The organism is Rubrivivax gelatinosus, assembly GCF_016583785.1.
In the GTDB taxonomy this organism is placed as follows: domain Bacteria; phylum Pseudomonadota; class Gammaproteobacteria; order Burkholderiales; family Burkholderiaceae_C; genus Rubrivivax; species Rubrivivax gelatinosus_B.
Genome location: NZ_NRRU01000109.1, coordinates 1 through 15805 on the forward strand (window position 1 = coordinate 1; position 15805 = coordinate 15805).

The 15805-nt window shown below is 73.4% G+C and carries 14 protein-coding genes and 1 pseudogene; 11 read left to right on the forward strand and 4 right to left on the reverse strand.

Going from position 1 to position 15805, the window contains the following annotated elements; all coding sequences use genetic code 11:
* Positions 1-291 precede the first annotated feature (291 nt).
* From dgcN to CKO43_RS21440, 6 genes are all read left to right on the forward strand, one after another.
* Positions 292-1314, forward strand: coding sequence for an N-acetyltransferase DgcN (gene dgcN / locus CKO43_RS21415; protein WP_200379899.1), 1023 nt, complete (start codon positions 292-294; stop codon positions 1312-1314).
* A complete protein-coding gene (dgcA, locus tag CKO43_RS26360) occupies positions 1307-2293 on the forward strand; it encodes an N-acetyl-D-Glu racemase DgcA (RefSeq protein WP_200379900.1) in 987 nt (328 codons plus the stop codon). The genes dgcN and dgcA overlap by 8 nt, the downstream gene beginning before the upstream one ends.
* Positions 2294-2469: 176 nt before the next feature.
* The gene (locus tag CKO43_RS21425) at positions 2470-3015 is read left to right on the forward strand and encodes a VOC family protein (RefSeq protein ID WP_200379901.1); all 546 of its coding nucleotides are present in this window, start codon (positions 2470-2472) and stop codon (positions 3013-3015) included.
* The gene (gene fahA / locus CKO43_RS21430; protein WP_200379902.1) at positions 3012-4334 is read left to right on the forward strand and encodes a fumarylacetoacetase; all 1323 of its coding nucleotides are present in this window, start codon (positions 3012-3014) and stop codon (positions 4332-4334) included. The genes CKO43_RS21425 and fahA overlap by 4 nt, the downstream gene beginning before the upstream one ends.
* A gap of 91 nt (positions 4335-4425) precedes the next feature.
* Complete coding sequence (locus tag CKO43_RS21435; protein WP_242481280.1) at positions 4426-5454, forward strand: transglycosylase SLT domain-containing protein; 1029 nt, start codon at positions 4426-4428, stop codon at positions 5452-5454.
* Between the two features lie 109 nt (positions 5455-5563).
* Complete coding sequence (locus tag CKO43_RS21440; protein ID WP_200379904.1) at positions 5564-7072, forward strand: alkaline phosphatase; 1509 nt, start codon at positions 5564-5566, stop codon at positions 7070-7072.
* 6 nt (positions 7073-7078) lie between these two features.
* Here CKO43_RS21440 and CKO43_RS21445 read toward each other — a convergent pair whose 3' ends face one another.
* Both CKO43_RS21445 and CKO43_RS21450 read right to left on the reverse strand, forming a co-directional pair.
* Entirely contained in the window at positions 7079-7462 is a 384-nt protein-coding gene (locus CKO43_RS21445; protein WP_200379905.1) for a VOC family protein, read from the reverse strand.
* A 19-nt stretch (positions 7463-7481) separates the two neighbouring features.
* Entirely contained in the window at positions 7482-8252 is a 771-nt protein-coding gene (locus CKO43_RS21450; RefSeq protein ID WP_200379906.1) for a DeoR/GlpR family DNA-binding transcription regulator, read from the reverse strand.
* Between the two features lie 125 nt (positions 8253-8377).
* Here CKO43_RS21450 and CKO43_RS21455 point away from each other — a divergent pair, with 125 nt between their 5' ends.
* Together CKO43_RS21455 and CKO43_RS21460 are read left to right on the forward strand one after the other, a co-directional pair.
* The gene (locus CKO43_RS21455; protein WP_200379907.1) at positions 8378-9196 is read left to right on the forward strand and encodes a PaaX family transcriptional regulator C-terminal domain-containing protein; all 819 of its coding nucleotides are present in this window, start codon (positions 8378-8380) and stop codon (positions 9194-9196) included.
* A gap of 11 nt (positions 9197-9207) precedes the next feature.
* The gene (locus CKO43_RS21460; RefSeq protein WP_200379908.1) at positions 9208-10869 is read left to right on the forward strand and encodes an isovaleryl-CoA dehydrogenase; all 1662 of its coding nucleotides are present in this window, start codon (positions 9208-9210) and stop codon (positions 10867-10869) included.
* Between the two features lie 42 nt (positions 10870-10911).
* Here the strand turns inward: CKO43_RS21460 and ccoG are convergent, their stop codons facing one another.
* A complete protein-coding gene (gene ccoG / locus CKO43_RS21465) occupies positions 10912-12321 on the reverse strand; it encodes a cytochrome c oxidase accessory protein CcoG (protein WP_200379909.1) in 1410 nt (469 codons plus the stop codon).
* Between the two features lie 189 nt (positions 12322-12510).
* Here ccoG and CKO43_RS21470 point away from each other — a divergent pair, with 189 nt between their 5' ends.
* From CKO43_RS21470 to CKO43_RS21480, 3 genes are all read left to right on the forward strand, one after another.
* Entirely contained in the window at positions 12511-13926 is a 1416-nt protein-coding gene (locus tag CKO43_RS21470; RefSeq protein ID WP_200379910.1) for an aminotransferase class I/II-fold pyridoxal phosphate-dependent enzyme, read from the forward strand.
* A 99-nt stretch (positions 13927-14025) separates the two neighbouring features.
* Positions 14026-14799 carry a hypothetical protein gene (locus CKO43_RS21475; RefSeq protein WP_200231205.1) on the forward strand — a complete coding sequence of 258 codons (774 nt, stop codon included), beginning with the start codon at positions 14026-14028 and terminating at the stop codon, positions 14797-14799.
* A gap of 74 nt (positions 14800-14873) precedes the next feature.
* Positions 14874-15344: a helix-turn-helix domain-containing protein gene (locus tag CKO43_RS21480; protein ID WP_200379911.1), complete on the forward strand. Its 471-nt coding sequence runs from the start codon at positions 14874-14876 to the stop codon at positions 15342-15344.
* 101 nt (positions 15345-15445) lie between these two features.
* Here the strand turns inward: CKO43_RS21480 and CKO43_RS21485 are convergent.
* Positions 15446-15805 (reverse strand): annotated as a pseudogene (locus CKO43_RS21485) (MFS transporter); the annotation flags it as partial.

The window sequence follows — 15805 nt, forward strand, 5'->3', positions numbered from 1 at the left end:
CTTCGTCCTGCGCTGGCGGCGCGGTGGCGGGCGTGCGCCCGGCCGCCGCGCCGCCAGCGCAGGACGAAGCCCGCGCCGCACGCGAGCCGAAACCGGCGCCGGCGCCGGCGCCAGCCGAAGCCGAGGCCGACTGGACCAGCTTCTGACCCCGCGGCCGCGCGGCCGGCCGCTTGACGGCATGGCCGGCGGCCGATCCGGATCAAGCGGCGCCCGCGCCGGCCCCGCACAATGGCGCCAACGTTCAGCCGCGGTGCCGGCCCCACGCCACGCCGCCGATCTCCTGGAGCTTCGATGGACATTGCGCACCCGTACCTGATGTTCCTCGGCGACGTGCACGACCAGCTCGCCGCCAAGACCGCACACGGCATCGTCGACTGGCGGCGCGAGTGGTGCCTGGGCCAGACGCGGCTGCCCGGCTGCCAGGCCGACCTCGGCCTGCCGGAGATGTCGATCGCCGAGGGTGTGGCCGCGGGCGCCAGGACGCTCGTCGTCGGCGTCGCCAACGCCGGCGGCGTGCTGCCGGCGCACTGGGTGGCGCACATCGTCGACGCGATCGAGGCCGGGCTGAACGTCGCCAGCGGCCTGCACGTGCGGCTGGGCAGCATCCCGGAGATCCGCGAGGCCGCCGCGCACCGCGGCGTCGAGCTCTTCGACGTGCGCCACAACAACCAGAGCTTCGCCACCGGCAAGGGCACCAAACGCCCGGGCCTGCGGCTGCTGACCGTCGGCACCGACTGCTCCTCGGGCAAGAAGTACACCGCGCTGGCGCTGGAGCGCACGATGCGTGCCCGCGGCCTGGACGCCGACTTCCGCGCCACCGGCCAGACGGGCGTCTTCATCTCCGGCCACGGCGTCGCGATCGACGCCGTCGTCGCCGACTTCATCTCCGGCGCCGTCGAGTGGCTGGCGCCGGCCGCCGCCGCGGGCCACTGGGACCTGATCGAGGGCCAGGGCTCGCTGTTCCACCCGTCGTTCGCCGGTGTCTCGCTGGGCCTGCTGCACGGCGCCCAGCCCGACGCCTTCGTCGTCTGCCACGAGCCCACGCGCCAGACCATGCGCGGCGTGAAACACGCGCTGCCGACGATCGCCGAGGTCATCGATCTCACCCTGCGCTGCGGCCGGCTGACCAACCCGGCGATCCGCCCGGTCGGCATCGCCATCAACACCAAGGCGCTGGACGAGGCCGCGGCGCGCTCGCTATTGGCCGAACTGGAGCGCGAACACGGCCTGCCGGCCACCGACCCGGTGCGTTACGGCGTCGACGTGATCGTCGAGCGCCTGCTCGCCGAGTTCCCGGGCAGCGCCCGTGTCTGAGGCTGTGCTCGAGGTCGCCGTCGAACGCTGGGCTATCGCCGGCGGCTTCACGATCGCGCGCGGCACCAAGACCGAGGCCGTCGTCGTCGTCGCCAGCATCACGCAGGGCGGCCTCACCGGGCGCGGCGAATGTGTGCCCTATGCGCGTTACGGCGAGACCGTCGACGGTGTCGCCGAGCTCGTGCGCGCACAGGCCGGCCTGGTCGCCGCCGGTGGCGGCCGCGCCGAACTGGCCGCGGCACTGCCCGCCGGCGCCGCACGCAACGCGCTCGACGCCGCGCTCTGGGCGCTGGAGGCGCGCACCGCCGGCCGCCCGGTCTGGGCGCTGGCGGGCCTGCCCGAGCCGCAGCCCGTCGTCACCGCCTACACGCTGAGCCTGGGCGACCCGGCGGCGATGGCGGCCGCGGCGGCCCGCGCCGCGGCCCGGCCGCTGCTGAAGGTCAAGCTGGGCGGCGAGGGCGACGACGAACGCATCCGCGCGGTGCGTGCCGCGGCGCCGGGCGCGACGCTGATCGTCGACGCCAACGAAGCCTGGACCGAAGCCACGCTCGAGCGCCATCTGGCGGCCTGCGCCGCTGCCGGCGTGGCGCTGATCGAGCAGCCGCTGCCGGCCGCGGCCGACGCGGTGCTCGAAGGTTTCGCCTCGCCGGTGCCGCTGTGTGCCGACGAGAGCTTCCACGGCCGCGAGACGCTGGACCAGGTCGCGCGGCGCTATGCCTTCGTCAACCTGAAGCTCGACAAGACCGGCGGCCTCACCGAGGCGATCGCGGTCGCGCGCGCGGCGCAGGAACGCGGCCTGGGGCTGATGGTCGGCTGCATGCTCGGCACCTCGCTGGCGATGGCGCCGGCCTTCCTGCTCGCGCGCTGGGCGGCTTTCGTCGACCTCGACGGCCCGCTGCTGCTGTCGCGCGACCGCGAAGGCGGCTTCGCCTTCGACGGCAGCCTGATGCAGCCGCCGCCACCCGGGCTCTGGGCCTGAACGGGAGGCGGTTTGGCGCGCCAGGGCTTGAGCCGCTAGGGAAAACGCCAGCGCCGCACGCGCGGCTTCGTCGCCACAGTCGCGCACGCCGCGGCGCGCCGTTTGCCGCCGCGGCCGCGTCGCCGCCGGGGCGCGGCGCGTGTCGACGGGGCGCTTGGGCCCCGCAGGAGCTTCCCATGCTGGTCCGCAAGATCCACCACGTCGCCTACCGCTGCCGCGACGCCCGCGAAACCGTCGAGTGGTACGAGCGCCACCTCGGCATGCGCTTCATCCTCGCGATCGCAGAGGACGAGGTGCCGTCGACCAAGGCGCCCGACCCCTACATGCACGTCTTCCTCGACGCCGGCGGCGGCAACGTGCTCGCGTTCTTCGAGCTGCCGACGCAGCCGGCGATGGACCGAGACCGCAACACGCCGAGCTGGGTCCAGCACCTGGCGCTGCAGGTCGACTCGGTCGAGACGCTGCTGGCGACCAAGGCGCGCCTGGAAGCCGCCGGCATCGAGGTGATCGGCCCGACCGACCACACGATCTTTCGCAGCATCTATTTCTTCGACCCCAACGGCCACCGGCTCGAACTGGCCGCCGACTGCGCCACGCCCGGCATGCTGACCCAGCTCGACGCCGTCAAGCGCGAGATGCTCGACGAATGGAGCCGCACGAAGAAAGCGCCCAAACACGCGGCCTGGATGCACGACGGCAGCCTGGCGCGGGAAGACGCATGAGCCCGGTCATCGACGACAGCCACGATCCGGCGCTGGCGAGCTGGGTCGAGTCGGCCAACGCCGAGGGCAGCGACTTCCCGCCGCAGAACCTGCCCTTCGCCGTCTTCCGCCGCGCCGGCAGCGACGAGGCCTGGCGCGGCGGCGTCGCCATCGGCGAGCAGATCGTCGACCTGGGCGCGGCCGCACAGGCGGGCCTGTTCGAGGGCCTGGCCGGCGAGGCGCTGGCGCTGGCCTCGGGGCCGACGCTGAACCCGCTGATGGCCGCCGGCCGCGGCCACTGGCGTGCCTTGCGCCAGGCGCTGTCGCATGCGCTGCGCCGCGGCGCCGCCGACCGCGCCCGGCTCGAGCCGCTGCTGCTGCCGCAGGCCGCAGCCGAATACACGCTGCCGGCGCGCATCGGCGACTACACCGACTTCTACACCTCGGTGCACCACGCCACCAACGTGGGCCGCCTGTTCCGCCCCGACCACCCGCTGCTGCCCAACTACAAATGGGTGCCGATCGGCTACCACGGCCGCAGCTCGAGCATCGTCGTCTCGGGCACCGGCGTGCGCCGGCCGCGCGGCCAGGTGATGCCGCCCGACGCCGAGCAGCCGGTGCTGGCCGCCAGCCGACGGCTGGACTTCGAGCTCGAGCTCGGCCTCTTCGTCGGCCCCGGCAACCGCCTGGGCGAGCCGGTGTCGGTGACCGAGGCCGAGGCCCACCTGTTCGGCGTCTGCCTGCTCGACGACTGGTCGGCGCGCGACCTGCAGGCCTGGGAGTACCAGCCGCTCGGGCCCTTCCTGGCGAAGAACTTCGCGACCACGATCTCGCCCTGGGTCGTGACGCTGGAGGCGCTGGCTCCGTTCCGCGTCGGCGCTGCGCGCCGGCCGGCGGGCGACCCGGCGCCGCTGCCCTATCTGGATTCACCGGCGCTGGCCGAAGTCGGCGCCGTCGACCTGCGGCTGGCGGTCGAGCTGCAGACGCCGGCGATGCGCGCGCGCGGCGAGGGCGGGGCGGTGATCAGCCGCACCAGCTGGCGCCACGCCTACTGGACCATGGCCCAGCTCGTCGCCCACCACAGCGTCAACGGCTGCAACCTGCAGCCCGGCGACCTGCTGGGCACCGGCACGCTGTCCGGGCCGACGCCGGGCGAAGCCGGTGCGCTGATCGAGCTCAGCGTCGGCGGCAAACGCCCGGTCGCGCTGCCGGGCGGCGAGGCGCGTACCTTCCTGGAAGACGGCGACTGCGTCGTGCTGCGCGGCTGGTGCGAAGCGCCCGGCTGGCGCCGCATCGGCCTGGGCGAGTGCCGCGGCACGGTGCTGCCGGCCGGCCGCTGAGCGCGCATTCGGTCACGGCGCGGCGGCGCCGACCCGCCGAGCTCGGGGAGGGCAGGGCGCGCCGCAGCGGCCTAGACTCGCGGCGCCGATGATGTCGCGACGCCTTTTTTACGCCCACCGCAGCCGTAGCTGGCTGGCTGCAACGCTGTGCTGGCTGGCGACGGGCGCCTTCGCCCAGGCGCTGCCCGACCTGGGCACGCTGCCGCGCCCCGAAGCGCCGCCGCCGGAGCGCGGCCCGGTCGTGCCGGCCCAGGTCGAACGCTGGCGCGCCGAAGCCAAGGCCTACGAATACGGAGACGGCGTCGCACGCGACGCGGTGCTCGCTGCCCAGCTGTACTGCCGCGCCGCGCGTTATGGCGACGCCGAGTCGCAGTTCAACCTCGGCTGGATGCTGACCAACGCGCGCGGCATCGAACGCGACGAAGCCCAGGCCGCGCACCTGTTCGCCGCCGCCGCCGAACAAGGCCTGGCGCAGGCGCAGAACATGGCGGCCCGCCTGGGCACGCCGCTCGGGCCGCCGCCGCCCTGCCTGCGCCCGCCGGAGCAGGACCCGCTGACGGCGGCCGCACCCAGGCCGCCGGTGTCCAAGGGCCGCGGTGGCCGGGCGCCGTCGGCCTTCCTGGCCGCACTGCCACCGCCGCCGAACGCGCCGCAGCCCATCGTGCGTTTCGTCGACCTCGTCGCGCCCGAATACAAGCTCGCGCCGCAGCTGGTGCTGGCGGTGATGGCCAGCGAAAGCGGCTTCGACCCCGGCGCCTTGTCGCCCAAGAACGCCCAGGGCCTGATGCAGCTGATGCCCGACACCGCCGCGCGCTTCAAGGTGCGCAAGCTGTCGGATCCGGTCGAGAACATCCGCGGCGGCATGGCCTACCTGCGCTGGCTGCTCGCCTACTACCAGGGCGACATCCTGTTCACGCTGGCCGCCTACAACGCCGGCGAAGGCGCGGTCGACCGCTACCGGGGCGTGCCGCCCTATGCCGAGACGCGGGCTTATGTGCGGCGGATCCTGGCCTCGCTCGGCGGCCAGCGCTGGCACCCCTACGACGCCGGCGTGACGCCGCCGTCGCCGATGCTGGCGACGCTGTCGGCAGCGGCTGCGGCACCGACCCGGCTGCGCTGAGCGCAGGCCCGCGGCGGGCCGGCTCACGGGGCCAGGCCGCAGCTGGCGTATCGTGTCGGCCCGCCGGAGGCCTTCCGCCACCCGGCGTTGCCGAGGACCCGACACCCCGATGATGACCCGCCGTAGCGCCCTGAACCTCGCCGCCATCGCGGCCACCACGCTGCTGGCCGCGCTGCCGGCGCAGGCCGCCGACACCGCCCCCGTCGCCCGCCACGTGATCCTGCTGATCGGTGACGGGATGAACATCGAGCACGAGATCGCCGCCAGCCAGTACCTCAGCGGCAAACCCTTCTCGCTGTCCTTTCACCAGCTTCCCTACCAGGGCGTGCAGGCCACCTGGGACGTGACGACCTACGAGCGCCACGGCGGCCGCTACGACCCGCAGGCGATCGTGCCGACGCTCGGTTACGACCCGGCCAAGGGCGGGCTGCTGCCGTATCCGCTCGGCCCCGAACTGGACGGCGCGCGCGCCTACCACCTGGGCGCGGCGACCGATTCGGCCTCGTCGGCGACGACCTGGGCCACCGGCTACAAGACCGACGACGGCAACATCTCCTGGCTGAGCGGCGACCCCGACCGCGGCGGCAACCGCCGCGACGACGGATCGCTCAAGACCATCGCCGAACGCCTGCGCGAAGCGCGCGGCTTCGCCATCGGCGTCGTCAGCACCGTGCCGTTCACGCACGCGACGCCGGCGGCCTTCGTCGCCCATGACAAGAGCCGCAAGCACTACACCGCGATCGGCAGCGAGATCCTGCAGCGCACCCGCCCCGACGTCGTCATCGGCGGCGGCCACCCCGGCACCAGCGGCCGGCCCGATTTCGGTTTCATCGCCGAGACTGACTACGCCGACCTGAAGAGCGGCCGCTACGCCGCCGACACGGTCTTCGTCGAGCGCCAGGCCGGCACCGACGGCGCCCAGGCACTGCAGGCCGCGGCGCGGCGCGCGGCGGCCGAGGGCAAGAAGCTCGTCGGCCTGTACGGCAAGAAGCAGGGCGGCCTGTTCGACTGGCCCGAACCCCAGCACCGCCCGGGCGCGCCGCGCATCGAACGCGCGACGACCGAGAACCCGAGCTACGCCGAGGCGACGCTGGCCGCGCTGCAGGTGCTCGCGCGCAACCCGCGCGGCTTCTTCCTGATGGCCGAGCAGGGCGACATCGACTGGGCGAATCACAACAACGACTACCGCCACATGGTGTCCACCGTCGCCAGCCTGCACGACGGGGTGAAGGCGGTGGTCGACTTCGTCGACCGCCCGGGCGACGACATCAGCTGGGACAACACGCTGCTGATCATCACCGCCGACCACAGCAACAGCTACATGCGCATCGGCAAGGCGCTGGGCGCCGGCGAACTGCCCGAGCAGCGCAGCGACGACTGCAATCTCACGCGCTGTTATCCCGGCGGCGAAGTCAGCTACGGCAGCGGCGGCCACAGCAACGAGCTGACCCGCATCTACGCGCGCGGCCAGGGCACGGAGCTGCTGAAGGCGCAGGAAGGAAGCTGGTATCCGGGCACCCGCATCGTCGACAACACCCAGCTCTTCCACGTGATGATGCAGGCCGCCGGCGTGCCGGTGGAGCCGGCGCTCAAGCCCGTGCCGGTCGCGGCACCCTGAGGCCTCTCAGGCCGTGATCTCGACGCGCGTGCCGTCGGGCGCTGCGATCACGGCTTCGTAGAAACCGTCGCCGGTGTGGCGCGGCGGCGAGAGCAGGCTGCCGTCGGCGGCGCAGCGCGCCGCCAGCGCATCGACCGCCGCCGCGCTGCCCAGCGAGACCGCGACATGGTCCCAGCCGACGGCCTCGACCGCCGGTGGCAAGGCCAGCCAGCTGGTGCTCATCAGTTCCAGGCTGGGCCCGCCCCCGGGCAGCGTAGCGAAACGCGAGACGAAACCGGGCCGCCGCGTGCTGCGGTAGAGCGCGCCGATCTCGGCGCCGAAACGCTCGCGCCAGAACGCGGCGGCGGCGTCGAGGTCAGCGGTCCACAGGGCGACGTGGGCGAGTTGCATCTGGAAAGCTCCAACGGGTTCAGGCCCGGGCGTGAACGATGTTCGCGCCGGCGGCGGCCAGCGCGGCCTGCAGCGCGGTGTCGGCATCGGGCTCGAGCACGACGGTGTCGAACGCGGCCACCGGCGCGACGCGGTGCGCGGCCAAGGCGCCGAGCTTGTCGTTCGTCGCCAGCACCAGCAGCCGGCGGCTGGCGCCGACCAATGCACGTTTGAACTCGGCGTCGGCAGCGTCGTGGGCGCTGGCGCCGGTTTCGGGCGACAAGGCGCAGGCGCCGAGGAAACAGCGCGCGATGTTCAGGCGCTGCACCGCCAGCAGCGCGCTGGCGTCGACGCAGCCGCCGACCAGCAGGTCGACGCTGCCGCCGACCATCAGCAGGCGCAGGTCCTGGCGCCGCAGCAGCGCCGCGGCGATGTCGATCGAGTTCGTCGCGACCGTCAGATCGGCGTCTTCGGGCAGGTACTCCACCAGCGCCAGATTGGTGCTGCCGGCGTCGAGGAACACGAACTCGCCCGGCCGCACCGTCGCCGCGGCGGCCCGCGCCAGCGCCTGCTTGCGCTCGCGGCCTTCGCCCAGGCGCTGCGCGATGGCCGGCGCACCGGCGGCCGGCGGCAGCGCGCCGCCGTAGACGCGGCGGCAGCGGCCTTCGGCGGCGAGCGCACGCAGGTCGCGCCGGATCGCGTCTTCGGAGACCACGAACTCGGCCGCCAGCGTGGCCGCAACCACTGGCTGGCCGGCAGCCAGGCGCTGGGCGATCAGGTCACGGCGGGCCAGGGGCAGGTCGGACGTCATGGCGCGATGCTAAACGTGCACAAACAAGAATTCAAGTGTGCATATTCGTGCGTGTGGCGGCTGAAGTTGAATACATAGGGATTACGCTCGTCGGCAAGCGACGCATGGCGACGTAATATTTGCGTGTGCCGACAACCCCTCGATCGCTGATCCTCAGCCTGCTGCTGGGCGCCGAGGCGCGCGGCGACGGCGCGCTCGGCGTGCGCGAGCTGCTCGCCGCCTGCGCGCTGTTCGGCTTGCCGGAAAACAGCGTGCGGGTGGCGCTGGCGCGTGGTGTCGCCGCCGGGCTGATGGCTACGCCGCGCCGCGGCTGCTACGCGCTCGGGCCCCAAGCGCGGCCGGTGGCCGACGCGGTCGGCGGCTGGCGCGGCCTGCAGGCCAGCCTCGTCGACTGGCAGGGCGACTGGATCGCGGTGCACGTCGGCGCCGCCGGCCGCAGCGACCGCCCGGCGCTGCGCGCGCGTGAACGCGTTTTCGGCCTGCTCGGGCTGGCCGAGTTCGAGCGCGGCCTGCACCTGCGGCCCGACAACCTGGCCGGCGGCGCCGAGGCGCTGCGTCTGCGGCTGCAGGCGCTGCTGCCCGAAGGCGCTCCGGCCGGCACCGTCTTCGGCCTGCGGGCGCTGGCCGCCGGCGACGCCGCCCGCGCCGCCGCTCTGTGGGACGGCGCGGCGCTGGATGCCGGCTACCGCGACACCGCCGCACGGCTCGCCGCCTGGCTGGACGCGGCAGCGGCTTTGCCGCCCGAAACCGCCGCACGCGAAGCCTTCGAACTCGGCGGCGACGCGATCCGCCGCCTCGTCTTCGACCCGCTGCTGCCGGCGCCGCTGGTCGACGCCGATGCGCGCGCCCGTTTCGTCGCCACGGTCGAACGTTTCGACGCCGCCGGCCAGGCGATCTGGCAGCGTTTCCTGGCTGCCGCGCGCACACCGCGGCCCACCGTCTAGGAGCTACGCCGATGAACCCAGGTCTGGACCGGTCCGACACGCACGAGGTCTTCAACGTCGGCAGCGAGCTGCCCGACGGCGACCTCTATCTGGACGACGCTGCGCTCGTCGCCGCGGTGCGGCGCGAAGGCGGCGGCTGGGCTGAAGCCGAACTCAGCCGCTTCGGCCGGCTCACCGGTTCGGCCGGCTACCGCGAGCTGGGTGTGCTGGCCAACCAGCACCCGCCCGAACTCGACACCCACGACCGTTTCGGCCGCCGTGTGGACCGGGTGCGTTTCCACCCCGCGTACCACGAGCTGATGCGCACGGCGATCGAACACGGCCTGCACGCGTCGCCGCACACCGACCCGCGGCCCGGCGCCCACGTCGCACGCGCGGCGCGTTTTTACATGCAGAGCCAGGTCGAGGCCGGCCACGGCTGCCCGGTGACGATGACTTTCGCCTCGGTACCGGCGCTGCGCAGCACGCCGGCGCTGGCCCATGCCTGGCTGCCGCGCATCACCGCGCCGGTCTACGACCCGCGCAACGTGCCCGACGCCGACAAGGCCGGCCTGACGATCGGCATGGCGATGACCGAGAAGCAGGGCGGCTCGGACGTGCGCACGAACACGACACGCGCCGCTCCCGCCGGCTTCGCCACCGGCCCGGGCGCGGCCTACGAACTGGTCGGCCACAAGTACTTCGTCTCGGCGCCGATGTGCGACGCCTTCCTCGTGCTGGCGCAGGCGCCGGGGGGCCTGAGCTGCTTTCTGCTGCCGCGCTGGCGGCCCGACGGCACGAAGAACCCGCTGCAGCTCGTGCGCCTGAAACGCAAGATGGGCAACGTCTCCAACGCCAGCAGCGAGACCGAGCTGCGCGGCGCGCTCGCCTGGATGGTCGGCGACGAAGGGCGCGGCGTGCGCACCATCCTCGAGATGGTCGCCTGCACACGTTTCGACTGCATGGTCGGCTCGAGCGCCGCGCAGCGCGCCGCCACGGCGCTGGCGCTGCAACACGGCCGCGAGCGCTCGGCTTTCGGGCGCCGGCTGGCCGAGCAGCCGTTGATGCGCAACGTGCTCGCCGACCTGGTGCTGGAGACCGAAGCCTCGCTGGCGCTGACGATGCGCCTGGCACGTGCACTCGACAGCCGCGGCGACGCGCACGAAGACGCGCTGCTGCGCCTGGCGACACCGCTGGGCAAGTACTGGATCTGCAAACGCACGGCGGCGCACGCGGCCGAGGCGATGGAGTGCATAGGCGGCAGCGGCGTGATGGAGGACGGCCCGTTCCCGCGCCTGTACCGCGAGGCGCCGGTGAACGCGATCTGGGAAGGCAGCGGCAACGTGCAGTGCCTGGACATGCTGCGCGCGCTGCAGAAGACACCGGCAGCGGTCGACGCCTTCTTCGCCGAGCTGGCGCCGGCGCGCGGCGGCCACGCGCTGCTGGACCGCTGGGTCGACACGCTGAAGCACGAGTTCACCGACCTGTCGGAGCTGGAGTACCGCGCGCGCAGCCTGGTCGACCGCATGGCGCTGGCGCTGCAGGCCGCGCTGCTGCAGCAGCACGCGCCGCATGCGCTGGCCGACGCCTTCTGCGCGTCGCGCCTGGACGGCGGCGGCGCACGCCAGTACGGCACGCTGCCGCGTGGTGCCGACTGCGCGGCCATCGTCGCCCGCGCGATGCCGCGCAGCTGAGCGCCGCGCGCCAGCCATCCCGCGCGAAATCGCGGGCTGGCCTCAGCGCGGCATCAGGAAGGTGCTCGGCTCCTCCACCCGGGCCGCGTCGCTGCCGTCGGCGGTGCTGAACTCGAAGCGGATCGGCCGCACACGTTCGCCACCGTCGCCCGCCGGCGCGCGCACGTTCAGCGGCAGCGTGCGTTCGGCGGCCGGCGGCAGCTCGAAACGCGCGCCGTCCAGCACCTCGGCACCGTCCAGCCCGAGCACACGCACCTGCAGCTGCCGCGTCTTCTCGGAGGCGTTGACGACCTGCAGCCGGTAGACGTTTTCGACCCAGCCCGGGCCGGCTTCGCGCGCCAGCACGCCGCGGTCGCGCATCACGTCGACCCGGAAAGGCGCACGGTCGGCCAGGCCCACGGCCAGCGCCGTGCAGGCCGCCAGCAGCATCAGGCCGTAGACGCGAACGCGCGGCCGCGTCGCCGCGGGGCCGTTGTCGCCGGCGAGCGCGCGCAAGGTCGCGAAGCGCACCAGGCCGCGCGCGTAACCCAGCTTGTCCATCACCTTGTCACAGGCGTCGATGCAGGCGCCGCAGCTGATGCAGTCGAACTGCAGGCCTTTGCGGATGTCGACGCCGGTCGGGCAGACCTGCACGCACAGGCTGCAGTCGACGCAGTCGCCCAGGCCGAGCGCCTTCGGGTCGGAGCCGCGTGCGCGCCGGCCGCGGGCCTCGCCGCGGCGTGCGTCGTAGCCGACGACACGTGTGTCGACGTCCATCATCGACCCCTGGAAACGGGCGTACGGGCACATGTGGCGGCAGACCTGCTCGCGCAGCAGGCCGGCGTTGAGATAGGTGAAGCCGCCGTAGAACAGGGCCCAGAACACGCCCCAGCCGAGCTCGCCGCCGGCCAGTGCCGGCAGCCAGTCGCGCAGCGGCGTGAACCAGCCGACGAAGCTGATGCCGGTCCACAGCGCCAGCGCCACCCAGGCCAGGTGCTTGCCGCCGCGGCGCAGCAGCTTGGGCGCGCGCCAGCGGGCCGCGTCCAGCCGCAGGCGGGCGGGGCGGTCGCCTTCGAAGCGTGCTTCCAGCCACAGGAACATCTCGGTGTAGACCGTCTGCGGGCAGGCGAAGCCGCACCACAGCCGCCCGGCGATCGCGGTGACGAAGAACAGCAGCAGCGCGCTGATCACCAGCAGCAGGCTCAGGAACACCAGGTCCTGCGGCAGCAGCACCAGGTCGAACAGATAAAAGCGCCGCGTCTCCAGGCTGAACAGCACGGCCGGCCGGCCGTTCCACGGCAGCCAGGGCAGGCCGTAGAACACCAGCTGGGTCAGCCACACCAGCGCCCAGCGCCAGTTGGTGTAGCGGCCGTGCACCGTGCGCGGCTGGATCTTCAGCCGCGGGCTCAGCAGCGGCGACGGGTCGGCCGCGGGCGCGGCCTGCAGCGGGATCACCCGGTGGGTGGTGTTCATGGTCGGTGCGGCGCCAAGGCGGCTTGCTTGCCTGATGTCAAGACGCCACTGTGCCGGGCGGCAACTGATCCGGTAAGACTCAGTTGTGCGGCCGAAATACCGGATCAGTTTCGGCCACGCGCACGCCGCAGCCTCGTGCCGGGCGGCCACCGTTACAGTGGCCGCCATGTGCAGACGACCGGATCAGCGGTGAAACGCTACGAGCAGTACGCCGAGGAGATCGCCGAACTGATCCGCACCGGCGTGCTGCGCGCCGGCGACCGGCTGCCCTCGGTGCGCCAGGCCAGCAGCAGCCGGCGCATCAGCCCGGCGACGGTGTTCGAGGCCTATTACCGCCTGGAAGCGCGCGGCCTGATCCAGGCGCGGCCCCGCTCCGGCTACTACGTCAGCGCCGTGCCGGCGGCGCGTGCCGCCGAACCCGCGACTGCCTTGCCCAGCCCGAGCACGACCGAGGTCGAGATCAGCGAGCTGGTCTTCGACGTGCTCGGCTCGACGCGCCGGCCCGACGTCGTGCCGCTGGGTTCGGCCTTCCCGAGCCCGGCGCTGTTCCCGCTGGACAGGCTGGCGCGCACGCTGACGCCGGCGATGCGCCGGCTCGACGCCGGCCGCATCGTCGAGGAGCTGACCACCGGCAGCGAGGCGCTGCGGCGCCAGATCGGGCTGCGTTATGCGGTCGGTGGCACGGCGGTCGACGCACGCGAGCTCGTCGTTACCGACGGCGCGATGGAGGCGCTGAACCTGTGCCTGCAGGCGGTGACGCGGCCGGGCGACGTGGTCGCGATCGAGTCGCCGTGTTTCTACGCCGCGCTGCAGGCGCTGGAGCGGCTGCAGCTGCGCGCCGTCGAGGTGGCGACGCACCCGCGCCACGGCGTCGAGCTGGCGTCGCTGGCCGAGGTCCTGGCGCGGCACCCGGTCAAGGCCTGCTGGTTCATGCCCAGCTTCCAGAACCCGCTGGGCAGCCTGATGCCCGAAGCCAACAAACGCGCGCTGGTCGAGCTGCTGGCGCGCCACGGCGTGCCGCTGATCGAGGACGACGTCTACGGCGAGCTGCATTTCGGCGCCCGCCGGCCGCCGCCGGCCAAGGCTTTCGACCGCGACGGGCTGGTGATGCACTGCAGCTCGTTCTCGAAGTGCCTGGCGCCGGGTTACCGCGTCGGCTGGACGGCGGCCGGGCGGTTCGCGCCGGCGGTGCAGCGCCTGAAGCTGATGACGACGCTGACGACCGCGGTGCCGTCGCAGGAGGCGCTGGCCGCCTATCTGCAGCAGGGCGGTTACGAGCGCCACCTGCGCCAGCTGCGCCAGGCGCTGGCCGGCAGCCAGGCGCGCATGCTGGATGCGGTGGGGCGCTACTTCCCCGCTGGCACGCGCGTGACGCGGCCCGAAGGCGGCTACTTCCTCTGGGTCGAACTGCCGCCGCCGGCCGATGCGCTGCAACTGCAGCGCCTGGCCGCGGCGCACGACATCAGCCTGGCGCCCGGCCATCTGTTCTCCGCCGACCGGCGCTTCGCGCGCTGCCTGCGGCTGAACTACGGCAACCCGGGGGACGCGCGGGTGGAAGAGGCGGTGCGCACGCTGGGGCGTCTGGTGGCCCAGCTGCGGGCTTGACCGCGGCGCACCCCTAGGCTCGGCGCCGCCGCCGGCACCGGCGCGGGCTTAGGCTGCTGTCGCACCGGCGCCCACGCCGCCGGGTCACCAGGAGCGACCATGTCACGCGACCCGATCCAGTACGTGCGCAGTCTCGAACTGCCTGATGCCCCGCCGCGCCGCGCCACCCGCGGGGGTTTGACCGAGTCGGCAGCCGTTGCCGGCAGCTTCGGCGAGCCGCAGCAGGCCGCCGTCGTCGCCGTCGGCGCCCAGCTCGCCGAGTTCGGCGCCTCGGTCCTGCCCGGCCAGCGCAGCGCGGTCGCCGACTGCCTGCTGCTGGCGCAGCTGGCGGCGAACAAGGCGGCAGCGGCCGACGCCGACGTGCTCGCCTGGTACGCCCGGTATGTCGAGGTGCTGCAGAACATCGGCTGGACGACACGCTCGATGGAGTTCAAGGACACCTCGGCCGACGACAACGACTCCGGCGTGCACAAGGCCATCCTGCCGGTGCTGACCGCGGCGCTGGGGCCGGCCATGGCCGCGACCTCGCTCGTGATCTCGGTCCTCAAGGGGCTGCAGGAGATGGACGCGTCCAGCCCCTGGATCACGATCTTCGACCGCAGCAGCACCCATGTGCGCGGCGCGAAGTTCCAGCTCGGCTCGGTGGCTGCGGACGCGGGGCAGATGCGGTTCAAGCTCGTGGCGCTGGCCATCGAGGCGCGCAAGGAGATCACGCAGGTGCTCTTTTTCAAGCTGTCGTCGGAACACGCCCGGCTGCGCGCGGCCGAGGGTGAACTCGACATCGCGCTCGACCGGCTGGAGAGCATTCAGGCGGCAGTCGCCGCACGCGTGCAGCCTTTCCTGCTGGACAACATCGGCAGGATCGAGCTCTAGCCCGCCGCACGGCCGGCACCCGGTGGCGCGCAGCGCACTGGTCGAAATCCGGCAGCCTGAGCAGAATCGGCCCCGTGGACTCCCCGACCTTCGCCCGCCGCTTCGGTCTGCTCTATCGCGAGTTCTATCTGCGCGCGCCGCGGCGTGCCGACGACGGCCGCGAGCGGCCGTCTCCGGACACGGTGGCGATGCTGCTGCACATGGCACAGGCCGGCCCGGCGACAGCGTCCGAGCTGGCGCGGCAGCTGGACCGGGCGCAGTCCACGCTCAACGCACGCGTTGCCGCGCTCGAGGCGGCCGGGCTGGTGTCGCGCCGGTGCGGTGACCAGGATGTTCGGCGCACGCGCATCTGGCTCAGCCCGGCCGGCCGCCAGGCACTGGCCGAAGCGCTGGAAGTGCTGGACACGGCGCGCCTGGAGGCGGCGGCCGCCGCCTGGGACGACGCCCGCCGGCGGCGCCTGATCGACGAGTTCGATGCCTTGCTCGATGCGCTGCTCGAGGCGGTGCCGCCTGTCGCGCAGACGCCCGCAGGGCCGCCGTCGTGAGCGAGCGGTAGACGCCCGTCGCCGGGCGCTGGCTCATCGGTCCGGACGCACCAGGCGAGGCACGGGGCTGGCGCCGTGTCCGGGCGCTAAAGGCCGACGCGTTACCGCGTCGCCGCAGGCGCAAGCGTGGCGGCCTGCAGGCCACGGCGCAGCGCCAGCGTGCACAGCACCAGCCCCGCCATCACCAGGCCTTCCACGCCGAGGGCCGCCTGCACGCCCGCGAGCGTGCCGCCAGCGCCAGCCTGCACGTGCACGAAGACGCTGCCCAGGAGCACCGGCCCCAGCCCCAGCGCCGCCTGCAGGATGGTCGACAGCATCGCGCTGCCGGCGCCAGCCAGGGCTCGCGGCAGCTGGGCCAGGCCGATGCGGTAGAAGCAGGCGACGATCTGCGCCTGGCCGGCGCCGACCAGCGCGGTCGCGGCCGCCAGATTCCAGGCGTCGGCATGCGGCCAGACCAGGCC